Raw genomic sequence first — 16717 nt, forward strand, 5'->3', positions numbered from 1 at the left:
GAGACCGGGGACCCGTGGGGGCTCGACGCCGACGAGGCGGGCGAGCCCGAGATGCCTCTGTCGCTGCGCCTCTCGATCGCCGACGCCCTCACGCTCGGTAACGCGACGTGCGGGTTCATGGCGGTGTACTTCACCACCACCGGCATCCTCATCCCGCACCTCACCGGCAGCGACGAGTTCGGCATGGCGCGCCACTCGGCGGCGACCGCGGTGATCCTCATGCTGTGCGCGGCGGTCTTCGACCTCTTCGACGGCCTCGTGGCCCGCAAGCTGCGCAGCTCGCCGATGGGTGCCGAGCTGGACAACCTGTCGGACCTGATCAGCTTCGGTCTCGCTCCGGCCTACTTCGTGCTCGTGTACGGGCTGGTCGCGGACGACGCGCACCAGAGAGTCGCCGCGCTGGGGGCGATCGTCGTGCTCCTGGCGGTGGTGCTGCGGCTCGCCCGCTTCTCCTGCGTGACGCTGCGCGACGGCGTCTTCCAGGGGATGCCGAGCCCGTTCGGGGCGCTCACGGTCGTGTCCGTCGTGCTCCTGGAGCTGCCGTTCGTGGCGACGCTGCTCGCGATCATCGGGACGGCGTGGCTCATGGTGAGCCGCGTCGAGTACCCGAAGCCGCGCGGGCCACTCGCCGTCGCGATGCTGAGCTGGATCGTCGCGGCGATGGGACTCCTCGCCGCCTGGGCCTTCGACGCCCCGGGCGGGCAGCTCCTGCTCCAGACGGGCTGCGCGCTCCAGCTCGTGCTCGCCGCCGTCATCCCGCTCTTCGCGACCGCGCGCCGGGTCAACAACTTCCGGGGCAACCGTCGCGAGGCACGGGCGGTACGACTGCCGTAGCGGCGCTCGCGTGACGTGACAGGGCCCCGCACCGCCTGCCCGGTGGTGCGGGGCCCTTCGCGTGCGGCTTTCGCGCTCAGCGCCGTGCTGCCGCGTGCGGCGGTTTCCGCGTGCCGCCGGCGCTCGCGGGCGGCCTACAGACGTTCGCGGACGATGCGGGCCGCCAGGCGCTCCAGGAGCGGCCCCGCCTCGCGGACGCACGTGTCCACGTCGGGTTCGAGCGAGGTGAGCGAGTACGCGGCGGCGATGCCCGCCGCGCGCAGTTCCTCCGGCGCCAGCGCGAGCCTCCCGCACACGGCGACGACCTCGACGCCCCGCGCGCGGGCCGCGGCGGCGACCCCGGCGGGCGCCTTGCCGCGCAGCGTCTGCGCGTCGAGCGAGCCCTCGCCCGTGACGACGAGGTCCGCGCGCTCCAGCGCGGGCGCGAAGCCGAGGACGTCGAGCAGCACCTCAATGCCCGGCCTGAAGCGCGCCCCGAGGCCCACGAGCGCCCCGTAGCCGAGACCGCCCGCGGCGCCCGCACCCGGCGCCTGGGCCCGCGCGCCCGCCTCCAGGACGTCCGCGTAGTGCGCGAGGGCCGCGTCGAGCGCCGCGACGTCCTCCGGGTCCGCGCCCTTCTGCGGGCCGTAGACGGCGGCGGCGCCGTGTTCGCCCGTGAGCGGGTTGTCGACGTCGGAGGCGAGCACGAGGTCGACGGCGGCGAGGCGCGGGTCGAGGCCGCTCAGGTCCGCGCGGGCGAGCGCGGCGAGCCCGGCGCCGCCCGGGCCGACCGGGGCGCCCGTCCCGTCGAGGAACCGCGCGCCCAGCGCCGTGAGCATCCCCGCGCCGCCGTCCGTCGTCGCGCTGCCGCCGACGCCGAGCACGATGCTCCGCGCGCCCGCGTCGAGCGCGGCCCGCAGCAGCTCGCCGGTCCCGTACGTCGTCGCGGTACGCGGCGCGAAGCGCCCCGGGGGCAGGTGCTGGAGCCCGCTCGCCTCCGCCATCTCGACGACGGCGGTGTCCGCGCGCAGGGCGAAGGCGGCGGTACGGGCCTCGCCGAGCGGACCCGTCACGGCCGCCTCGTGCCGCGTGAACCCGGCGGCGACGGCGGCGGCGACCGTGCCGTCGCCCCCGTCCGCGACCGGCAGCGCCTCGACGGCGAGGCCGGGCCGCGCGGACCGCAGCCCGGCGCCCACGCGCTCCGCCACCTCGACGGCCGTCAGCGAGCCCTTGAACTTGTCGGCGGCGATCAGCACCCTCGGGCGCCCCTGCTCCTCGGTCACAGCTCTCCTTCTCGCGGCTCGGTCGCGCACGCGGCCCCGTCTCTCCAGGTCGCGCACGCCGCAGCGACCCTAACCGGCGGGGCGGGCGGGGGCCGGGGCGCGTCCGGGGAGTGGGCCGGAAGGCGGGGCGGGGCCGGGCGGCGGGCGCTAGGGTCGGTGACCGTGAGTCAGAACAATGTGGACAGCGAGTACACCGACTACATCGCGGGCCTGCCCCGCGTGCTCGCCGCGGCGGCGGCGCTCTTCCGGGACGCGGAGGGGCGGGTGCTGCTCGTCGAGCCCAACTACCGGCCCGGGTGGGGCCTCCCCGGCGGGACGGTGGAGTCGGACACGGGCGAGTCGCCGCGCGAGGGGGCGCGTCGCGAGACACGGGAGGAGATCGGCCTCGACCTGCCGCTCGGCCGGCTCCTCGCGGTCGACTGGTCACGCGGCCCGGCACGCCCGCCGATCGTCATGCACCTGTACGACGGCGGGGTGCTGACCGAGCGCCGGCTCGGCGAGATCCGGCTCCAGGAGTCCGAGCTGCTCTCGTGGCGCATGGTGCCGAGGACGCGCCTCACCGAGTTCCTCCCCCCACAACTGGCGGCACGGGTGACGGCGGCACTCGACGTGCTCGACCGGGGCGAGGGAACGGTGGAGCTGGTGGACGGGGTGCTGCCGCGCGGGACGGAGGGCTGAGCGACCGGCCGGACGGCGGAGCGTCCGCGGGAAGCGCGCCGTGTGCCTCGCCGGGACCCCCGGCGGGAAATGCCAGCGCCGTTTGCTTTTTCGCTAGGGCTTCCCGACCCCGTCGACGAGATTCTCGCCATCGCCTTCGAGGGCGTTCCTCAGGAGGCGCAGGACCACGCGATCGACGTGCTGCGCGCGGCGACCGAGCGGCTGACCGCGCGGCTCCCGGCGCGCCACCCCAGGAAATGACCGGCCACCGGGCCGGGAAGCGTGCGGTCGCCGCTGGGTGGCCGTGCCTCTGAGAACGTGAAGCGAGGACTCCTCATGACCCTCTTCGTCACCGGCGCGACCGGCCTCGTCGGCACGCGCCTCCTGCCCCGTCTCGTCTCGGCCGGCCTCGATGTCCGCGCGCTCGTCCGGGCGGGCAGGACCCTCCCCGAGGGCGTCGCACCCGTCCACGGCGACATCCTCGAACCGGACTCGCTCGCGGGCGCCCTGGAAGGCGTGACCGATGTCCTGCACATGGCCGCGGTCCTGCGCACGCCCGACGCCGACACCATCCGCCGCGTCAACGTCGAGGGCACCCGCACGCTCCTCGACGCGGTGCGCGCGCAGGCGCCCGGGGCGCGCTTCCTCCTCGCGAGCACCAGCCTCGTCTACGGGCAGGGCCGCACGCGCCCCGCCCGCGAGGACGACCCCACGACCGCCGAAGCCCCCTACCCGGCGACGAAGCTGCTCGCCGAGGCGCTGGTCAGGGAGAGCGGCCTGAACTGGTCCGTCCTGCGCTTCGGCTTCGTGTACGGCGAGGGGGACGGCCACCTCGAAAGCCTGCCGGGACTCGCCGCCTCCTGGAAGACGCACCCGGCGCAGGCACACTCCCTCGTGCACCACCGCGACATCGCGGGCGCCGTCCGGCTGGCGCTCAGCGGGGCCATGGACGGGCGGACGGTCAACCTCGTGGACGAGGCCCCCGTCACGACGTACGAGGCCGCCGCCCTCGTGGGCGCCGAGTACCCTCCGTCCGCCGAGCCCCTGGAGGACCCGTGGAACGGCCGCACGGACGGCGGCCTGCTGCGCTCGCTCGGCTACGTGGCGCGCGTGCCGACCGTGCACGGGGCGGTGCGCGAGGGGCTGCTCTGAGCCGTAGGGGCTCCTCCGGAATCGGATCGGGCGGACGCGGCCTCAGGGCCCGCAGGGCTCAGGGGCAGACGATCGCCCGCAGTTCCCTCTCCGCGGCGCGCAGGAGCGTCTCGTAGTCCGCCGACTCGTCGGCTGCCCACCGCTCCCCCGCGACCCGCACGATCGCCATGGCCGCGTCGGTCGCGAGGCGGGCGGACGCCGGGGGGTGCCCGCGGTTCTCCAGTGCCTTCTTGAGCGCCGCCGACATGGAGGCCGTCTTGATCAGTTCGCGTTCGCGCAGGGGCGGGCTGGTCGCGATGACGGCGGCGCGGGCACGCAGGAACTCGCGGGGCCGGAAGACCTCGGGGGCCTTCGTGAAGGCGCGCAGGAGGGTGTCGAGCGGGGCCGTGCCCTCGGGGACCTCGGCGACCGCGGCGACGAGCAGTTCCTCCAGTTCCTGGCCGCCGCCGAACAGCGCCTCCCGCTTGTCCGTGTACCAGCGGTAGAAAGACCGTTCCGTCAGCCCCGCGCGGCGGGCGATCTCCGCGACCGTCGTGCGGTCGTAGCCCTGCTCCGTGAAGAGGTCGAGCGCCGCTCGTTCGAGCCGCCCGCGCGTATTGCCTTCCCAGCGTGCCATGGGGCCAGTGTAGGGAGATTCCCGAGTGACAGCAGATACTGTCGTCACTTTGCTACGGTGGAGTGACGACAGCACCTGCTGTCACTTCGGCGTACCCACCGGGAGACCCTCATGCGTACTCTGCGCTTCCACACGCACGGACCCGCGCTCGACGTGATCCGGCTCGAAGAGGCCCCCGTGCCCGAGCCGGGGCCCGCGCAGATCCGCGTGGCCGTGACGATGTGCGGCCTGACACCGGCCGACTGGGCGCTCGCGGGCGGTCTCTTCGCCGGGGAGCTGCCGCGCGGGATCGGCCTGGAGGCCGCGGGCACGGTCGACGCGCTCGGCGCGGACGTGACCGGCGTCGCGGTCGGCGACGAGGTGTTCGGGCCCGTGCCCTTCACCGGACCGAGCGCGGGAGCGGCGGACCACGCCCTCCTGGACGTGTGGTTCCCCCGCCCGGAGAAGCTCGACCCGGCCGAGGCCGCCGCGCTCCCGATGGCCGTCGAGACCGCGCACCGGGGCCTCGCCGGGCTCGGCGTCACCGCGGACACCGCGCCGGGGCTGACCGTCCTGGTGCACGGCGCCGGTTCGACGGTCGGCCACGCCGCCGTGCAGATCGCGCTCCATCAGGGCGCGCGCGTCCTCGCGACCTCCGGGGAGAGGCGCGCGGAGGAGCTGCGCGGGCTCGGCGCGGAAGTCACCCCGTACGGCGAGGGCATGGCGGCCCGGGTACGGGAACTGGCCGGCGGCGACGTGGACCTGGCCCTCGACGCGGCGCCGCCCACCGGCGGGCTGCCGGAGCTGATCCGTACCGTCGCGGCACCGCGCGACGTCATGACGATGAGCGATTTCGCGGCGGCGGAGGAGCTGGGCGTGCGCTACCAGTTCGGCGAGGAGGGCAACACCTACCACCACCACGCCCTGCCGGTGTACGCGCGGCGGGCGGCCGAGGGACGCTTCGCGGTCCCGCTCGCGGGCGTCCACCCGCTGGAGGACTGGCGCACGGCGGCCGAGCGGAGCCTGTCGGGGAAGGCGGGCGGCAAGCTCGTGCTGCGGGTGCGCTGAGACGGGGTGGGGCGGCTCCGCCTCAGCTTCCGCTTCCGCCGGGGCGCCCGCGTGGGGTCCCCGCCTCCTCGCAAGAGCCCCCCGGCGTCCGGGCTCCGTCCGGCCGAACCCGCCGGTCAGGACAGACAGCGTGGAACCCGCCGGTCAGGACAGCGCGAACAGAGTGTCCTCGCCGAGCGCCCCGCTCCCCGGCACTCCCGTCGCCCCCGTCCGCCCCCGCTCGAAGGCGAGCAGCGCCTTCTTCGTGCCGACGCCGCCCGCGTACCCCGTCAGGCTTCCGTTCGCGCCGACGACGCGGTGGCAGGGGACGACGATGCTGATCGGGTTGCGGCCGTTGGCGAGGCCCACGGCGCGGGAGGCGCCGGGGTTGCCGAGTGCCGCGGCGAGCTGTCCGTAGCTGCGGGTCTCGCCGTACGGGATGCGGACGAGGGCGTCCCAGACGGTGCGCTGGAAGGGCGTGCCCGCCTGGTGCAGCGGGAGGTCGAACGTCGTGAGGTCGCCCGCGAAGTAGGCGGCGAGCTGGTCGAGCGCGGGCCCGAAGGGGCGGTCGTCGCGCTCGCCGAAGGTCTCCTCGGCGGGGCGGTGGCGGTGCTGCGGCAGGTAGAGGCCGCTGAGCACGCCGTCCGTGGCGACGAGGGTGAGGGTGCCGTAGGGGCTGTCGGTCAGGGTGTGCTGACGGCGCACGGGAAACACTTCCTCAGGCAGGTGGGGGGATCAGGAACCGGGCATGACGTTGATGGGGTGCGTGGACGTCGCCCACAGGTACTGCGTCGCGTAGGCGCGCCAGGGGCGCCAGGCGGCGGCGCGGCGGGTGAGCGCCGCCGGGGTGGCTGGCAGGCCGAGCGCTTCGGCGGCCTGGCGGACGCCGAGATCGGTGACGGGGAAGGCGTCGGGGTCGCCGAGCGCCCGCATGGCGATGACCTCGACGGTCCAGGGGCCGATGCCGGGCAGCTCGGCGAGCCGCGCGCGGGCGAGGTCCCAGTCGCTGTCCGCGCCGAGCGCGAGCGTGCCTCCGGCGAGCGCGTCGACGAGGCCCGTGAGGGTGCGGCGGCGGCTGCGCGGCATGGCGAGTTGTTCGGGGTCGAGCGCGGCGAGCGCGGCCGGGCCGGGGAAGAGGTGGGTGAGGCCGCCGTCCGGGTCGTCGACCGGGGTGCCGTACGAGGCGGCCAGGCGTCCCGCGTGGGTGCGGGCCGCGGCGGTGGAGACCTGTTGCCCGAGCACGGCCCGTACCGCGAACTCGGCCTCGTCCGTCGTCCTCGGGACGCGGCGCCCGGGGGCCTTGCGCACGAGCGGCGCGAGGTCCGGGTCGGCCGCGAGGACCGTGTCGACGGCCTCGGGGTCCGCGTCGAGGTCGAGGAGGCGGCGGCAGCGGCTGATCGCGGCGGGCAGGTCGCGCAGCTCGCGCAGCCGCAGGCGGCAGTCCACGTACTCCGGCAGGGGGCTCAGCGCGACGATGCCGGGCCCGTGCGGGAGGTCGAGGGTGCGGCGGTAGGCGCCGTCGCGCCACTCCTCGACGCCGGGCACGGCGGTCGCGGCGAGGTGGCCGAAGAGGTTGTCGGGCGTGAAGGGGCCGCGCAGCGGGAGGCGGAGCCGTACGGTGCCCGCGCCGGGCTCGGCGGTGCCCCCGGCGCGGGCGCGCAGGGCGGAGGGGGCGAGGGCGTAGACCTCCTGGACGGTCTCGTTGAAGGTGCGGATCGAGGAGAAGCCGGAGGCGAAGGCGATGTCGGCCATCGGCAGCGTCGTCGTCTCGACGAGCAGGCGCGCGGTCTGCGCGCGCTGGGCGCGGGCGAGGGCGAGCGGGCCCGCGCCGAGTTCGGCGTTGAGCTGGCGCTCGACCTGGCGGGCGCTGTAGCCGAGGCGTGCGGCGAGCCCGGGGACGCCCTCGCGGTCCACGACGCCGTCCGCGACGAGCCGCATGGCGCGGGCGACGAGGTCGGCGCGGTGGTTCCACTCGGGCGAGCCGGGGCTCGCGTCGGGGCGGCACCGCTTGCAGGCGCGGAAACCGGCCTGCTGGCAGGCGGCGGCGCTCGGCAGGAAGACCATGTTCTCGGGCCGGGGCGTGAGCGCCGGGCAGCTCGGGCGGCAGTAGATGCCGGTCGACGTGACGGCGGTGAAGAACCACCCGTCGAACCGCGCGTCCCGCGAGCGCACCGCCCGCACGCACCGGTCCCGGTCCGCGTGCAGACCGCCCTGCGGGCCGCCGACGACGGCGCTGGTCACGGCGGCTTCCGGGGCCGCCCCTGGAGTGGCTGACATGCCTCAAGCATGCGACATCCCCGGGGGCGGAGCTGGCGGAAATCCGACATGACGATGCGCGGACCCCCGGCGGACGGGCCCCCGGAGCGGCTGTCCCCGGCCTCGCGGTCCGCCACCCGTACCGCGCCTCGCCCGCCACCGGCTGACGCGCGGACCCCGCCGCTGTCCGGGCGTCCTCGCACCGCACGGTCCGCCGCGATCCCCCGCGAATGCGTCCTTCTCGCCCGCGCCCCCGGAACAAGGCGTTCCGTGCTCCCCCCGTCACACGCAGGAAACCCCGCCACCACCTCTTTACAACGATGTAATCCGAGTGCTGACATGTGATCCCACCAAGTGATGTCCCAAGTGGTGTCCCCGCGAGGAGAGTTCATGCCCGAGTACGACGGCATCTGTCCGCATCCGCTCGACGCCGGCCCCGACGTGCCCCGGCCCGAGTACCCGCGCCCCTCGTTCGCGCGTACGGAGTGGCTGAATCTCAACGGCACGTGGGAGTTCGCGCGCGACCCCGGTGACAGCGGCCTCGAACGCGGGCTCGTCGGCCAGGAGCTGCCCGAGCGGATCACGGTGCCGTTCTGCCCCGAGTCCGAGTTGTCCGGGATCGGGGACACCGATTTCCTGCACGCGGTGTGGTACCGCCGTACCGTGACGATCCCCGCCGCGTGGGCCGGGCGGCGCCCGGTGCTGCACTTCGGCGCCGTCGACCACGACGCGACGGTGTGGGTCAACGGCACCGAAGTGGCCCGCCACAGCGGGGGTTTCACCCCGTTCAGCGCGGATCTGGGCGGGATCGTCGCGGCGGGCGAGGAGGCGGTGGTCGTCGTACGGGCGCGGGACGCCGCGCACGGGCCGCAGGCGCGCGGCAAGCAGTCCACCGAGTACGCCAACCACGCGTGCAACTACACGCGCGTGACGGGGATCTGGCAGACGGTGTGGCTCGAACCCGTCGCCGACGTGCACCTGCGCCGCCCGCGCGTCACGCCCGACCTCGCGGGCGGCTGCTTCCACCTTGAGCTGCCGCTCTCCGCCAACCGCCCGGGGCACCGCGTGCGGGCGCGGCTGCTCGACGCCGAGGGAACGGTCGCGCAGGCCGCCGTACGGGCCGATCTCGACCTCGCGCCGCGCCTCGTCCTCGCCGTGCCGCCCGCGCGGCGGCGCACGTGGTCGCCCGGGGACCCGCACCTGTACCAGGTGCTGCTCGAAGTGACCGACGCGGCGGGCGAGGTCGTCGACCGGGCCGTGTGCACGGCGGGGCTGCGCGCGGTCTCGCTCGACGGGAAGCGGTTCCTGCTCAACGGCGAGCCGGTCTTCCAGCGCCTCGTGCTCGACCAGGGCTGGTACCCGGACGGCCTCATGACGGCCCCGGACGACGCGGCGCTCGTGCGGGACATCGAGCTGTCCCTCGCCGCCGGTTTCAACGGGGCGCGGCTGCACCAGAAGGTCTTCGAGGAGCGCTTCCTGTGGCACGCCGACCGGCTCGGCTACCTCGTGTGGGGCGAGTTCGGCGACTGGGGCGCCCACACGGGCGGCGGCACGGCCTGGGACAACCAGCAGCCGACGGCCGGTTTCGTGCACCAGTGGCTGGAGGCCGTCGAGCGGGACCAGGCGCACCCCTCGATCGTCGGCTGGTGCCCGCTCAACGAGACGCACCAGCTCCTCCACGACCGCCGCACCCAACTCGACGACGTGACACGGGCGATGTTCCTCGCGACGAAGGCCGCCGACTCCTCGCGCCCGGTCATCGACGCCTCCGGCTACGCGCACCGCGTCGCCGAGACCGACGTGTACGACTCGCACAGCTACGAGCAGGACCCCGCCGCCTTCGCGAAGCAGATGGCGGGGCTCGCGGAGGACACTCCGTTCGTCAACCCCGAGGACCAGGAGCCGGATCGGGTGTGGTCGCTCCCGTATCGCGGACAGCCCTACTTCGTCAGCGAGTTCGGCGGCATCTGGTGGAACCCGGAGGAGGCCGCGGCGGCGGGCGAGGACCGCGACGTGTCGTGGGGATACGGGCAACGGCCGCGCGACGAGGAGGAGTTCCACGCGCGCTTCACGGGGCTCACGGGCGTCCTCCTCGACGACCCGCTCATGTTCGGCTACTGCTACACGCAGCTCACCGACGTCTTCCAGGAGCAGAACGGCGTCTACCGCTTCGACCGCTCGGACAAGCTCGACGTGAGCCGGGTGCGGGAGGCCCAACTGCGTCCCGCCGCCTACGAGCTGGGCGCGACGGCGGACGCCGCCGGAGAGGAGCGGTGAGCGTGACGACCACCAGACGCGGTCTGCTGCGCGGCGCCGTCGCCGGGCTCTCGGCCGCCGCTCTCGCCCCCGCCCTCGCCGCCTGCGGCTCGGTGGCGGGCTCGGTGTCCTCCTCGGCGGGCAAGGTGCGCTTCTGGCACCTCTTCCAGGGCGGTGACGGGGCGCTCATGCGCCGGATGCTCGCGAAGGTGCGCGCGGACGTCCCCGGCCTCGACCCCGAGGACACCGTCCTGGACTGGGGCGCCGCGTACTACACGAAGCTCGCGATGGCCTCGGCGGGCGGCCGGGCCCCCGACCTCGCGATCATGCACCTCTCGCGGCTCGCCGGATACGCGCCGGGCGGGCTGCTCGACCCCTGGGACACCGCGCTCCTCGAGGAGTTCGGCGTCCCGCAGGCGCGCATCAACCCGCGCGTGCGCGCGCTCGGGCGGTTCGAGAAGCAGCCGTACGCGATCCCCTTCGACACGCACCCCTTCGTCGTCTTCTACGACCGCACCGTCATGGACAAGGCCGGGCTGCTCGACAGCGACGGGCGGCTCCTGCCGCCCGAGTCACCCGCGCACTTCCTGGAGATGGCCGAGCGCCTGCGCGAGCGGAAGGGCAAACTGGGCCCGATCATGGGCCTGTTCAACGACACGGCGCAGGCGTGGCGCATGTTCTGGGGCCTCTACAGCCAGACCGGCGGCGCCTTCGACCTCTCGGGCCGGAAGCCGGGCGTCGACCGGGACAAGATGGTCGAGGTGGTGGAGTTCTTCCAGAAGGTGGCCGTCGACTCGCGGTCGATGGACTACCCCGCCGGGGTCGCCGCCTTCACCACCGGGCAGTCGCCCTTCATCTTCTCGGGCGAGTGGGAACTCCCCACGTTCCAGGGCGCGAAGTTCGACCTCGGGGCCTCCCCGATGCCGACGCTGTTCGGCTCCCCGGCCTCGTACGCCGACAGCCACTCCTTCGTGCTGCCGCACCAGGACAACGCCGACGAGGGACGGCGGCGCGCCGCCCATCAGCTCGTGGCCGAACTCCTCAAGGGCAGCATGACGTGGGCGCAGGCGGGCCACATCCCCGCCTACCTGCCGGTCGTCGGGTCGAAGGCGTACGCGAAGCTCGACCCGCAGTCCTCGTACGCCCCGGCGGCGGAACACCCCGCGATCGACCCGCCCGCGTGGTTCACCGGCGCCGGATCGGACTTCCAGGCGCGCATGTGCAGCGCCCTCCAGCAGGGGATGCGCGGTGCCGACTCCGCGAAGGGGACGGTGGCCGAGATGCTCTCCGGCCTCGACTTCTTCCTCTCCAAGCCCAATCCGGCCTGACCGGGACAGAAAGGCGCTCAACGATGAGTACGGTCCCCACCACGGGCCCGGCGAGCCTCGCCCCCGAACCCGCCCACGCCGCGGACGCTCCCGCCGCGTCCCCGCGCGCCTCCGGAACCCGCTCCCGCCGGGGCGGTTCGGGCGGCCTCTTCGTCGCCCCGTTCATGATCTTCTTCGGGCTCTTCCTGCTCGTCCCGCTCGTCTACGGGCTCTGGATGAGCTTCACGGACGCGAGCCTGACCGGACACGGCGACAGCTCCTTCGCCGGGCTCGGCAACTACGCCGAGGCGCTCACCGACTCCGAGGTGTGGAAGAGCCTCGGCAACACCGCCGTCTTCACGGTGCTCTCCTCCGTACCGCTCGTCGTGCTCGCGCTCGCGATGGCGCTGCTCGTGCACGCGAACCTGCCGGGGCAGTGGCTGTGGCGGTTCGCGTTCTTCGCGCCGTACGTGCTGCCCGTCGCCGTCGTGTGGCAGGTGTGGTCGATGATGTTCCAGCCGGATCTGGGGCTCGTCAACAACTTCCTGGGCGCGCTCGGCCTGGACAGCGTCGGCTGGCTCGTCGACGAGAAGTGGGCGATGTACGCGGTCGTCCTCGTCACGGTGTGGTGGACGGCGGGCTTCAACTTCCTGCTCTACCTCGCCGCGCTCCAGGCCGTACCGGACCACCTCTACGAGGCCGCCGCGCTCGACGGCGCGGGCGCCTGGCGCCGCCTGTGGTCCATCACGCTGCCCCAGCTCAGGCGCACGACGGGCCTCATCGCCGTGCTCCAGGTCCTCGCCTCGCTCAAGGTGTTCGACCAGATCTACCTGCTGACGCGCGGCGGCCCGAACGGCTCGACGCGGCCGATCCTGGAGTACATCTACGACACCGGGTTCACCGGGTACCGGCTCGGCTACGCCTCGGCCATCTCGTACGTCTTCTTCGCGATCCTCGTCATCCTGTCGCTCGCGCAGTTCAAGATCTTCTCGCGCAAGGAGGCGTGACACATGAGCACCCAGACCGTTCCGTCCGCCGGGCGACCGCCCGTGTCCGCGCCCCGCCGCCGGACCTCGCCCGTCCCGCGCGGGCAGCGTTCCTCCGTACGCCCCGGGCCCGTACTCGGCTCCGGGCCGCTGCCCAAGATCGTCGCGCTCGTCGTGCTGCTCGCGGCGACCGTGCTGTGGCTGCTCCCGCTCGCGTGGGGACTCGTGACGTCCTTCAAGAGCGAGACGGACGCGGCGACCCCCGACGACGGCTGGATACCCGCGCACGGCTTCACGCTCGGCGCGTACCGCCAGATCCTCGACCAGGGCAACCTGCCGCTGTGGGCGCTCAACAGCCTGCTCATCACGGTCGTCGTGACGGCGCTGACCGTCGCCGTGTCGGCGCTCGCCGCGTACGGCTTCTCGCGCACTCTCTTCCGGGGCCGCAAGGCGCTCCTCGGGCTGACGCTCGCGTCGATCATGGTGCCGCCGCAGATCCTCATCGTGCCGCTGTTCCGCGAGATGATCACGGCGCACCTCGCCGACACCTACTGGGCGGTGATCCTGCCGCAGGTCGTGGCGCCCGCGATGGTGTTCATCCTGAAGCGCTTCTTCGACGGGGTGCCGCGGGAGCTGGAGGAGGCGGCGCGCATCGACGGGGCCGGGAGCCTGCGCGTCTTCTGGAGCATCGTGCTGCCGCTGTCGCGTCCCATCCTCGCCGCCGTCGCGATCTTCGTGTTCATCACGACGTGGAACAACTTCCTGTGGCCCTTCATCAGCACGAGCGACCCGAACCTCATGACGCTCCCGGTCGGCCTCTCGACGGTGAAGGACTCCTACGGCCTCCAGTACGCGCAGTCCGCCGCGGCGGCGATGCTCGCCTCGCTGCCGCTCGTGATCGTCTTCATGGTCTTCCAGCGGCAGATCGTGAAGTCCGTGGCGACGACGGGGCTCGGAGGGCAGTGAGCGCGCGCCGTACGGGGGCGGGGCGGCCCGGGGATCGCGCGCCGTACGGGGGGGGACGGCCCGGGGATCGCGCGCCGTACGGGGGGGGACGGGCCCGGGGCGCCCGCGCCGTACGGGGCGGGGCGAGGTCCGGGGGCCGCACTCCGTACGGGGGTCGGAGCGAGCCCGGGGGCCGCGCCCCCTCCCCCGTACGGCGTTCTCGCTGGTCCCGGGCACCGCCCGCGACCGGTCGGATAGCCTCCCGGCATGTCGAATGATGATCACACCATCCTCTCCGAAGGCATCCTCCTGCGCCCGCTCGCCGAGGGTGACGCTCCCGCCCTGCGCGACGCCTACGTGCGCAACCGCTCCCACCTCCAGCCCTTCGAGCCGGTGCGGACCGAGGAGTTCTACACGCTCGCCGGGCAGCGCGAGCGGCTCACGAGCCAGCTCGCGGCGCAGGAGGCCGGGGCGCTCTTCGGCTGGGTGTTCGTGGACGGCGAGCGGATCATCGGCACGATCACGCTCTCGCAGGTCGTGCGCGGCCCGCTGAACGGCGCGAACCTCGGCTACTGGGTCGACAAGGAGTACACGGGCCGCGGCCTGACCGGCGCCGCCGCCGCCTTCGTCGTCCGGTACGCGAACGAGGTGCTCGGCCTGCACCGTGTGGAGGCCGGCACCCTGCTCGACAACTTCGCCTCGCAGCGCGTCCTCGCCAGGACCGGGTTCACCGAGTTCGGCGTGGCCCCGCGGATGCTCCACATCAACGGGGCGTGGCGCGACCACAAGCTCTTCCAGATCCTCCTGAACGACCTCCCGCCGCGCTGAGCACCGGGCGGGGGACGGCGTGCCGCGCGCGTCGCCGGGCGCCCGCAGCCTGTAGGAAAGCCGCAGGCGCGGTTAAGAAAACCTCGATGGACCTGGTGGCGTGCGGGGCGGCAGGATCTTGATGCCGGTCGTACGCGCCCTGTCGGGCCGCGGCCGTCCCCCACCCCTCCGTACCCGCCGCCGGTCCGCCCGGTCGCGCGGTGCGGCGCGCACAGAAGAGGAGCCACCGGAGTGAAGGCACTGGTCAAGGAGAAAGCCGCGCCGGGTCTGAGCCTCGTGGAGGTCCCGGAGCCCGAGGCCGGTCCCGGGGACGTGCTCATCAAGGTGCTGCGCACCGGGATCTGCGGCACGGACCTGCACATCCGCGCCTGGGACGGCTGGGCCCAGCAGGCCGTCAGCGCGCCGCTCGTCGTCGGCCACGAGTTCTCCGGCGAGGTCGTCTCGACCGGCCGGGACGTGGCCGGCATCGAGGTGGGGGACCTCGTCAGCGGTGAGGGCCACCTCGTGTGCGGCAAGTGCCGCAACTGCCTCGCGGGCCGCCGCCACCTGTGCCGCGCGACGGTCGGTCTCGGTGTCGGGCGCGACGGCTGCTTCGCCGAGTACGTCGTGCTTCCGGCCTCCAACGTGTGGGTGCACCGCAACCCGGTCGATCTCGACATCGCCGCGATCTTCGACCCCTTCGGCAACGCCGTGCACACCGCGCTCTCCTTCCCGCTCGTCGGCGAGGACGTGCTCATCACCGGCGCGGGCCCCATCGGGCTCATGGCGGCGGCCGTCGCCAAGCACGCGGGGGCGCGCAACGTCGCGATCACCGACGTGAGCGAGGCGCGGCTCGACCTGGCCCGCAAGGTCGGCGCCGATCTCGCGCTCGACGTCTCCTCGGCGTCCATCGCGGACGGCCAGCGGCTCCTCGGGCTGCGCGAGGGCTTCGACGTCGGCCTGGAGATGTCCGGCAACCCGGCCGCGATGCGCGACATGCTCGCCAACATGACGCACGGCGGCAGGATCGCCATGCTCGGCCTGCCCTCGCAGGAGTTCGCCGTCGACTGGGCCCGCATCGTCACCTCGATGATCACGATCAAGGGCATCTACGGCCGTGAGATGTTCGAGACGTGGTACGCGATGTCCGTCCTCCTCGAAGGCGGCCTCGACCTCGCCCCCGTCATCACGGGCCGCTACCCGGCCGCCGAGTTCGAGGCCGCGTTCGCGGACGCGGCGAGCGGGCACGGCGGCAAGGTCGTCATGGACTGGACCGCGTGAGCCGTCCCCGTACGGCCTGAACCGCCTCGTACCGCCCCGCATCCACCCCTCCGGAGGAAACCCCCATGTTCGGCTCCGTGCGCGACCAGCTGCGTACCACCCTCGACGAGATCACCGCCGAGGGCCTGTACAAGCCCGAGCGCGTCATCGGCACCCCGCAGTCCGCGACCGTCGACGTCACCGCCGGGGGCCTGCCCGGCGAGGTGCTCAACTTCTGCGCGAACAACTACCTCGGCCTCGCCGACGACCCGGAGGTCATCGCCGCCGGGCACGCGGCACTCGACCGCTGGGGCTACGGCATGGCCTCGGTCCGCTTCATCTGCGGCACGCAGGAGGTGCACAAGGAGCTGGAGGGGCGCCTGTCCGCGTTCCTCGGGCAGGAGGACACGATCCTCTACTCCTCGTGCTTCGACGCCAACGGCGGTGTCTTCGAGACGCTGCTCGGCCCCGAGGACGCCGTCATCTCGGACGCCCTCAACCACGCCTCGATCATCGACGGCATCCGCCTGTCGAAGGCGCGCCGCCTGCGGTACGCGAACCGTGACATGGCCGAGCTGGAGCAGCGCCTGAAGGAGGCGGGCGACGCGCGCCGCCGCCTCGTCGTCACCGACGGCGTGTTCTCGATGGACGGCTACCTCGCCCCGCTGCGGGAGATCTGCGACCTCGCCGAGCGCTACGACGCGATGGTCATGGTCGACGACTCGCACGCGGTCGGCTTCGTCGGCGAGAACGGGCGCGGCACCCCGGAGCTGGCGGGCGTGAGCGATCGCGTCGACATCATCACGGGCACGCTCGGCAAGGCGCTGGGCGGGGCCTCGGGCGGCTACGTGGCCGCGCGGGCCGAGATCGTCGCGCTGCTGCGCCAGCGCTCGCGCCCGTACCTCTTCTCGAACAGCCTCGCGCCGGTCATCGCGGGCGCCTCGCTCAAGGTCCTCGACCTCCTCGAAAGCGCCTCGGACCAGCGCGTGCGGCTGCGCGAGAACACCGCGCGCTTCCGTACGGCGATGAGCGAGGCCGGCTTCGAGCTGCTGCCGGGCGAGCACCCCATCGTGCCGGTCATGTTCCACGACGCGGCACTCGCGGGCCGCATGGCGGAGCTGCTGCTCGAACGCGGCGTGTACGTGACGGCGTTCTCGTACCCCGTCGTGCCGCAGGGGCAGGCGCGCATCCGCGTGCAGCTCTCGGCTGCGCACTCGGCGGAGGACGTGGACCGCGCCGTCGCGGCGTTCGTCTCGGCGCGCGACGCCTCGGCGACGGACAAGCCGGCGGTCTGAGCCGAGGGCGACCGGGCGGGCGGCTCCCGGGGCGGTGGATCGCCCCGGGACCGTCCGC

At 73.8% G+C, this 16717-nt stretch carries 16 protein-coding genes; 12 read left to right on the forward strand and 4 right to left on the reverse strand.

What is annotated here, in order from left to right:
- Nucleotides 1–51 precede the first annotated feature (51 nt).
- Nucleotides 52–834, forward strand: coding sequence for a CDP-diacylglycerol--serine O-phosphatidyltransferase (gene pssA / locus STTU_RS04315; protein WP_007820160.1), 783 nt, complete (start codon nucleotides 52–54; stop codon nucleotides 832–834).
- A 134-nt stretch (nucleotides 835–968) separates the two neighbouring features.
- On the opposite strand, the gene STTU_RS04320 is transcribed toward pssA, so the two are convergent.
- The gene (locus STTU_RS04320; RefSeq protein WP_043254103.1) at nucleotides 969–2096 is read right to left on the reverse strand and encodes a glycerate kinase; all 1128 of its coding nucleotides are present in this window, start codon (nucleotides 2094–2096) and stop codon (nucleotides 969–971) included.
- 177 nt (nucleotides 2097–2273) lie between these two features.
- Between STTU_RS04320 and STTU_RS04325 the strand changes: the two genes are divergently transcribed.
- The 3 genes from STTU_RS04325 to STTU_RS04335 all read left to right on the forward strand — a co-directional run bounded on the left by STTU_RS04325 (nucleotide 2274) and on the right by STTU_RS04335 (nucleotide 3905).
- Nucleotides 2274–2774: an NUDIX domain-containing protein gene (locus STTU_RS04325; protein WP_043254105.1), complete on the forward strand. Its 501-nt coding sequence runs from the start codon at nucleotides 2274–2276 to the stop codon at nucleotides 2772–2774.
- 69 nt (nucleotides 2775–2843) lie between these two features.
- Entirely contained in the window at nucleotides 2844–3014 is a 171-nt protein-coding gene (locus STTU_RS04330) for a hypothetical protein (RefSeq protein WP_234019140.1), read from the forward strand.
- A 75-nt stretch (nucleotides 3015–3089) separates the two neighbouring features.
- Nucleotides 3090–3905, forward strand: a complete 816-nt coding sequence (locus STTU_RS04335; protein ID WP_043254106.1) for an NAD-dependent epimerase/dehydratase family protein — start codon at nucleotides 3090–3092, stop codon at nucleotides 3903–3905.
- Between the two features lie 58 nt (nucleotides 3906–3963).
- On the opposite strand, the gene STTU_RS04340 is transcribed toward STTU_RS04335, so the two are convergent.
- The gene (locus STTU_RS04340) at nucleotides 3964–4521 is read right to left on the reverse strand and encodes a TetR/AcrR family transcriptional regulator (protein ID WP_007820168.1); all 558 of its coding nucleotides are present in this window, start codon (nucleotides 4519–4521) and stop codon (nucleotides 3964–3966) included.
- A gap of 111 nt (nucleotides 4522–4632) precedes the next feature.
- Here STTU_RS04340 and STTU_RS04345 point away from each other — a divergent pair, with 111 nt between their 5' ends.
- A complete protein-coding gene (locus STTU_RS04345) occupies nucleotides 4633–5568 on the forward strand; it encodes an NADP-dependent oxidoreductase (RefSeq protein ID WP_007820169.1) in 936 nt (311 codons plus the stop codon).
- A 144-nt stretch (nucleotides 5569–5712) separates the two neighbouring features.
- Here the strand turns inward: STTU_RS04345 and STTU_RS04350 are convergent, their stop codons facing one another.
- Together STTU_RS04350 and STTU_RS04355 are read right to left on the reverse strand one after the other, a co-directional pair.
- Nucleotides 5713–6252, reverse strand: coding sequence for a methylated-DNA--[protein]-cysteine S-methyltransferase (locus STTU_RS04350; RefSeq protein WP_007820172.1), 540 nt, complete (start codon nucleotides 6250–6252; stop codon nucleotides 5713–5715).
- A gap of 30 nt (nucleotides 6253–6282) precedes the next feature.
- A complete protein-coding gene (locus STTU_RS04355; RefSeq protein ID WP_043257056.1) occupies nucleotides 6283–7752 on the reverse strand; it encodes a DNA-3-methyladenine glycosylase 2 in 1470 nt (489 codons plus the stop codon).
- A 441-nt stretch (nucleotides 7753–8193) separates the two neighbouring features.
- On the opposite strand from STTU_RS04355, the gene STTU_RS04360 reads away from it, so the two are divergent.
- The 7 genes from STTU_RS04360 to STTU_RS04390 all read left to right on the forward strand — a co-directional run bounded on the left by STTU_RS04360 (nucleotide 8194) and on the right by STTU_RS04390 (nucleotide 16659).
- Complete coding sequence (locus tag STTU_RS04360; protein ID WP_043254108.1) at nucleotides 8194–10080, forward strand: glycoside hydrolase family 2 protein; 1887 nt, start codon at nucleotides 8194–8196, stop codon at nucleotides 10078–10080.
- Entirely contained in the window at nucleotides 10077–11387 is a 1311-nt protein-coding gene (locus tag STTU_RS04365) for an extracellular solute-binding protein (RefSeq protein ID WP_043254110.1), read from the forward strand. The genes STTU_RS04360 and STTU_RS04365 overlap by 4 nt, the downstream gene beginning before the upstream one ends.
- A gap of 23 nt (nucleotides 11388–11410) precedes the next feature.
- Nucleotides 11411–12373, forward strand: coding sequence for a carbohydrate ABC transporter permease (locus STTU_RS04370; RefSeq protein ID WP_007820190.1), 963 nt, complete (start codon nucleotides 11411–11413; stop codon nucleotides 12371–12373).
- Between the two features lie 3 nt (nucleotides 12374–12376).
- A complete protein-coding gene (locus tag STTU_RS04375; RefSeq protein ID WP_043254111.1) occupies nucleotides 12377–13318 on the forward strand; it encodes a carbohydrate ABC transporter permease in 942 nt (313 codons plus the stop codon).
- Between the two features lie 246 nt (nucleotides 13319–13564).
- Entirely contained in the window at nucleotides 13565–14125 is a 561-nt protein-coding gene (locus tag STTU_RS04380; protein WP_007820195.1) for a GNAT family N-acetyltransferase, read from the forward strand.
- A gap of 231 nt (nucleotides 14126–14356) precedes the next feature.
- Nucleotides 14357–15385, forward strand: coding sequence for an L-threonine 3-dehydrogenase (gene tdh / locus STTU_RS04385; protein WP_043254113.1), 1029 nt, complete (start codon nucleotides 14357–14359; stop codon nucleotides 15383–15385).
- A gap of 65 nt (nucleotides 15386–15450) precedes the next feature.
- Nucleotides 15451–16659 (forward strand): glycine C-acetyltransferase, encoded by a 1209-nt coding sequence (locus STTU_RS04390; protein ID WP_007820200.1) that lies wholly within the window; start codon nucleotides 15451–15453, stop codon nucleotides 16657–16659.
- The last annotated feature ends 58 nt before the right edge of the window (nucleotides 16660–16717 follow it).

This window comes from Streptomyces sp. Tu6071, assembly GCF_000213055.1.
GTDB lineage: Bacteria > Actinomycetota > Actinomycetes > Streptomycetales > Streptomycetaceae > Streptomyces > Streptomyces evansiae.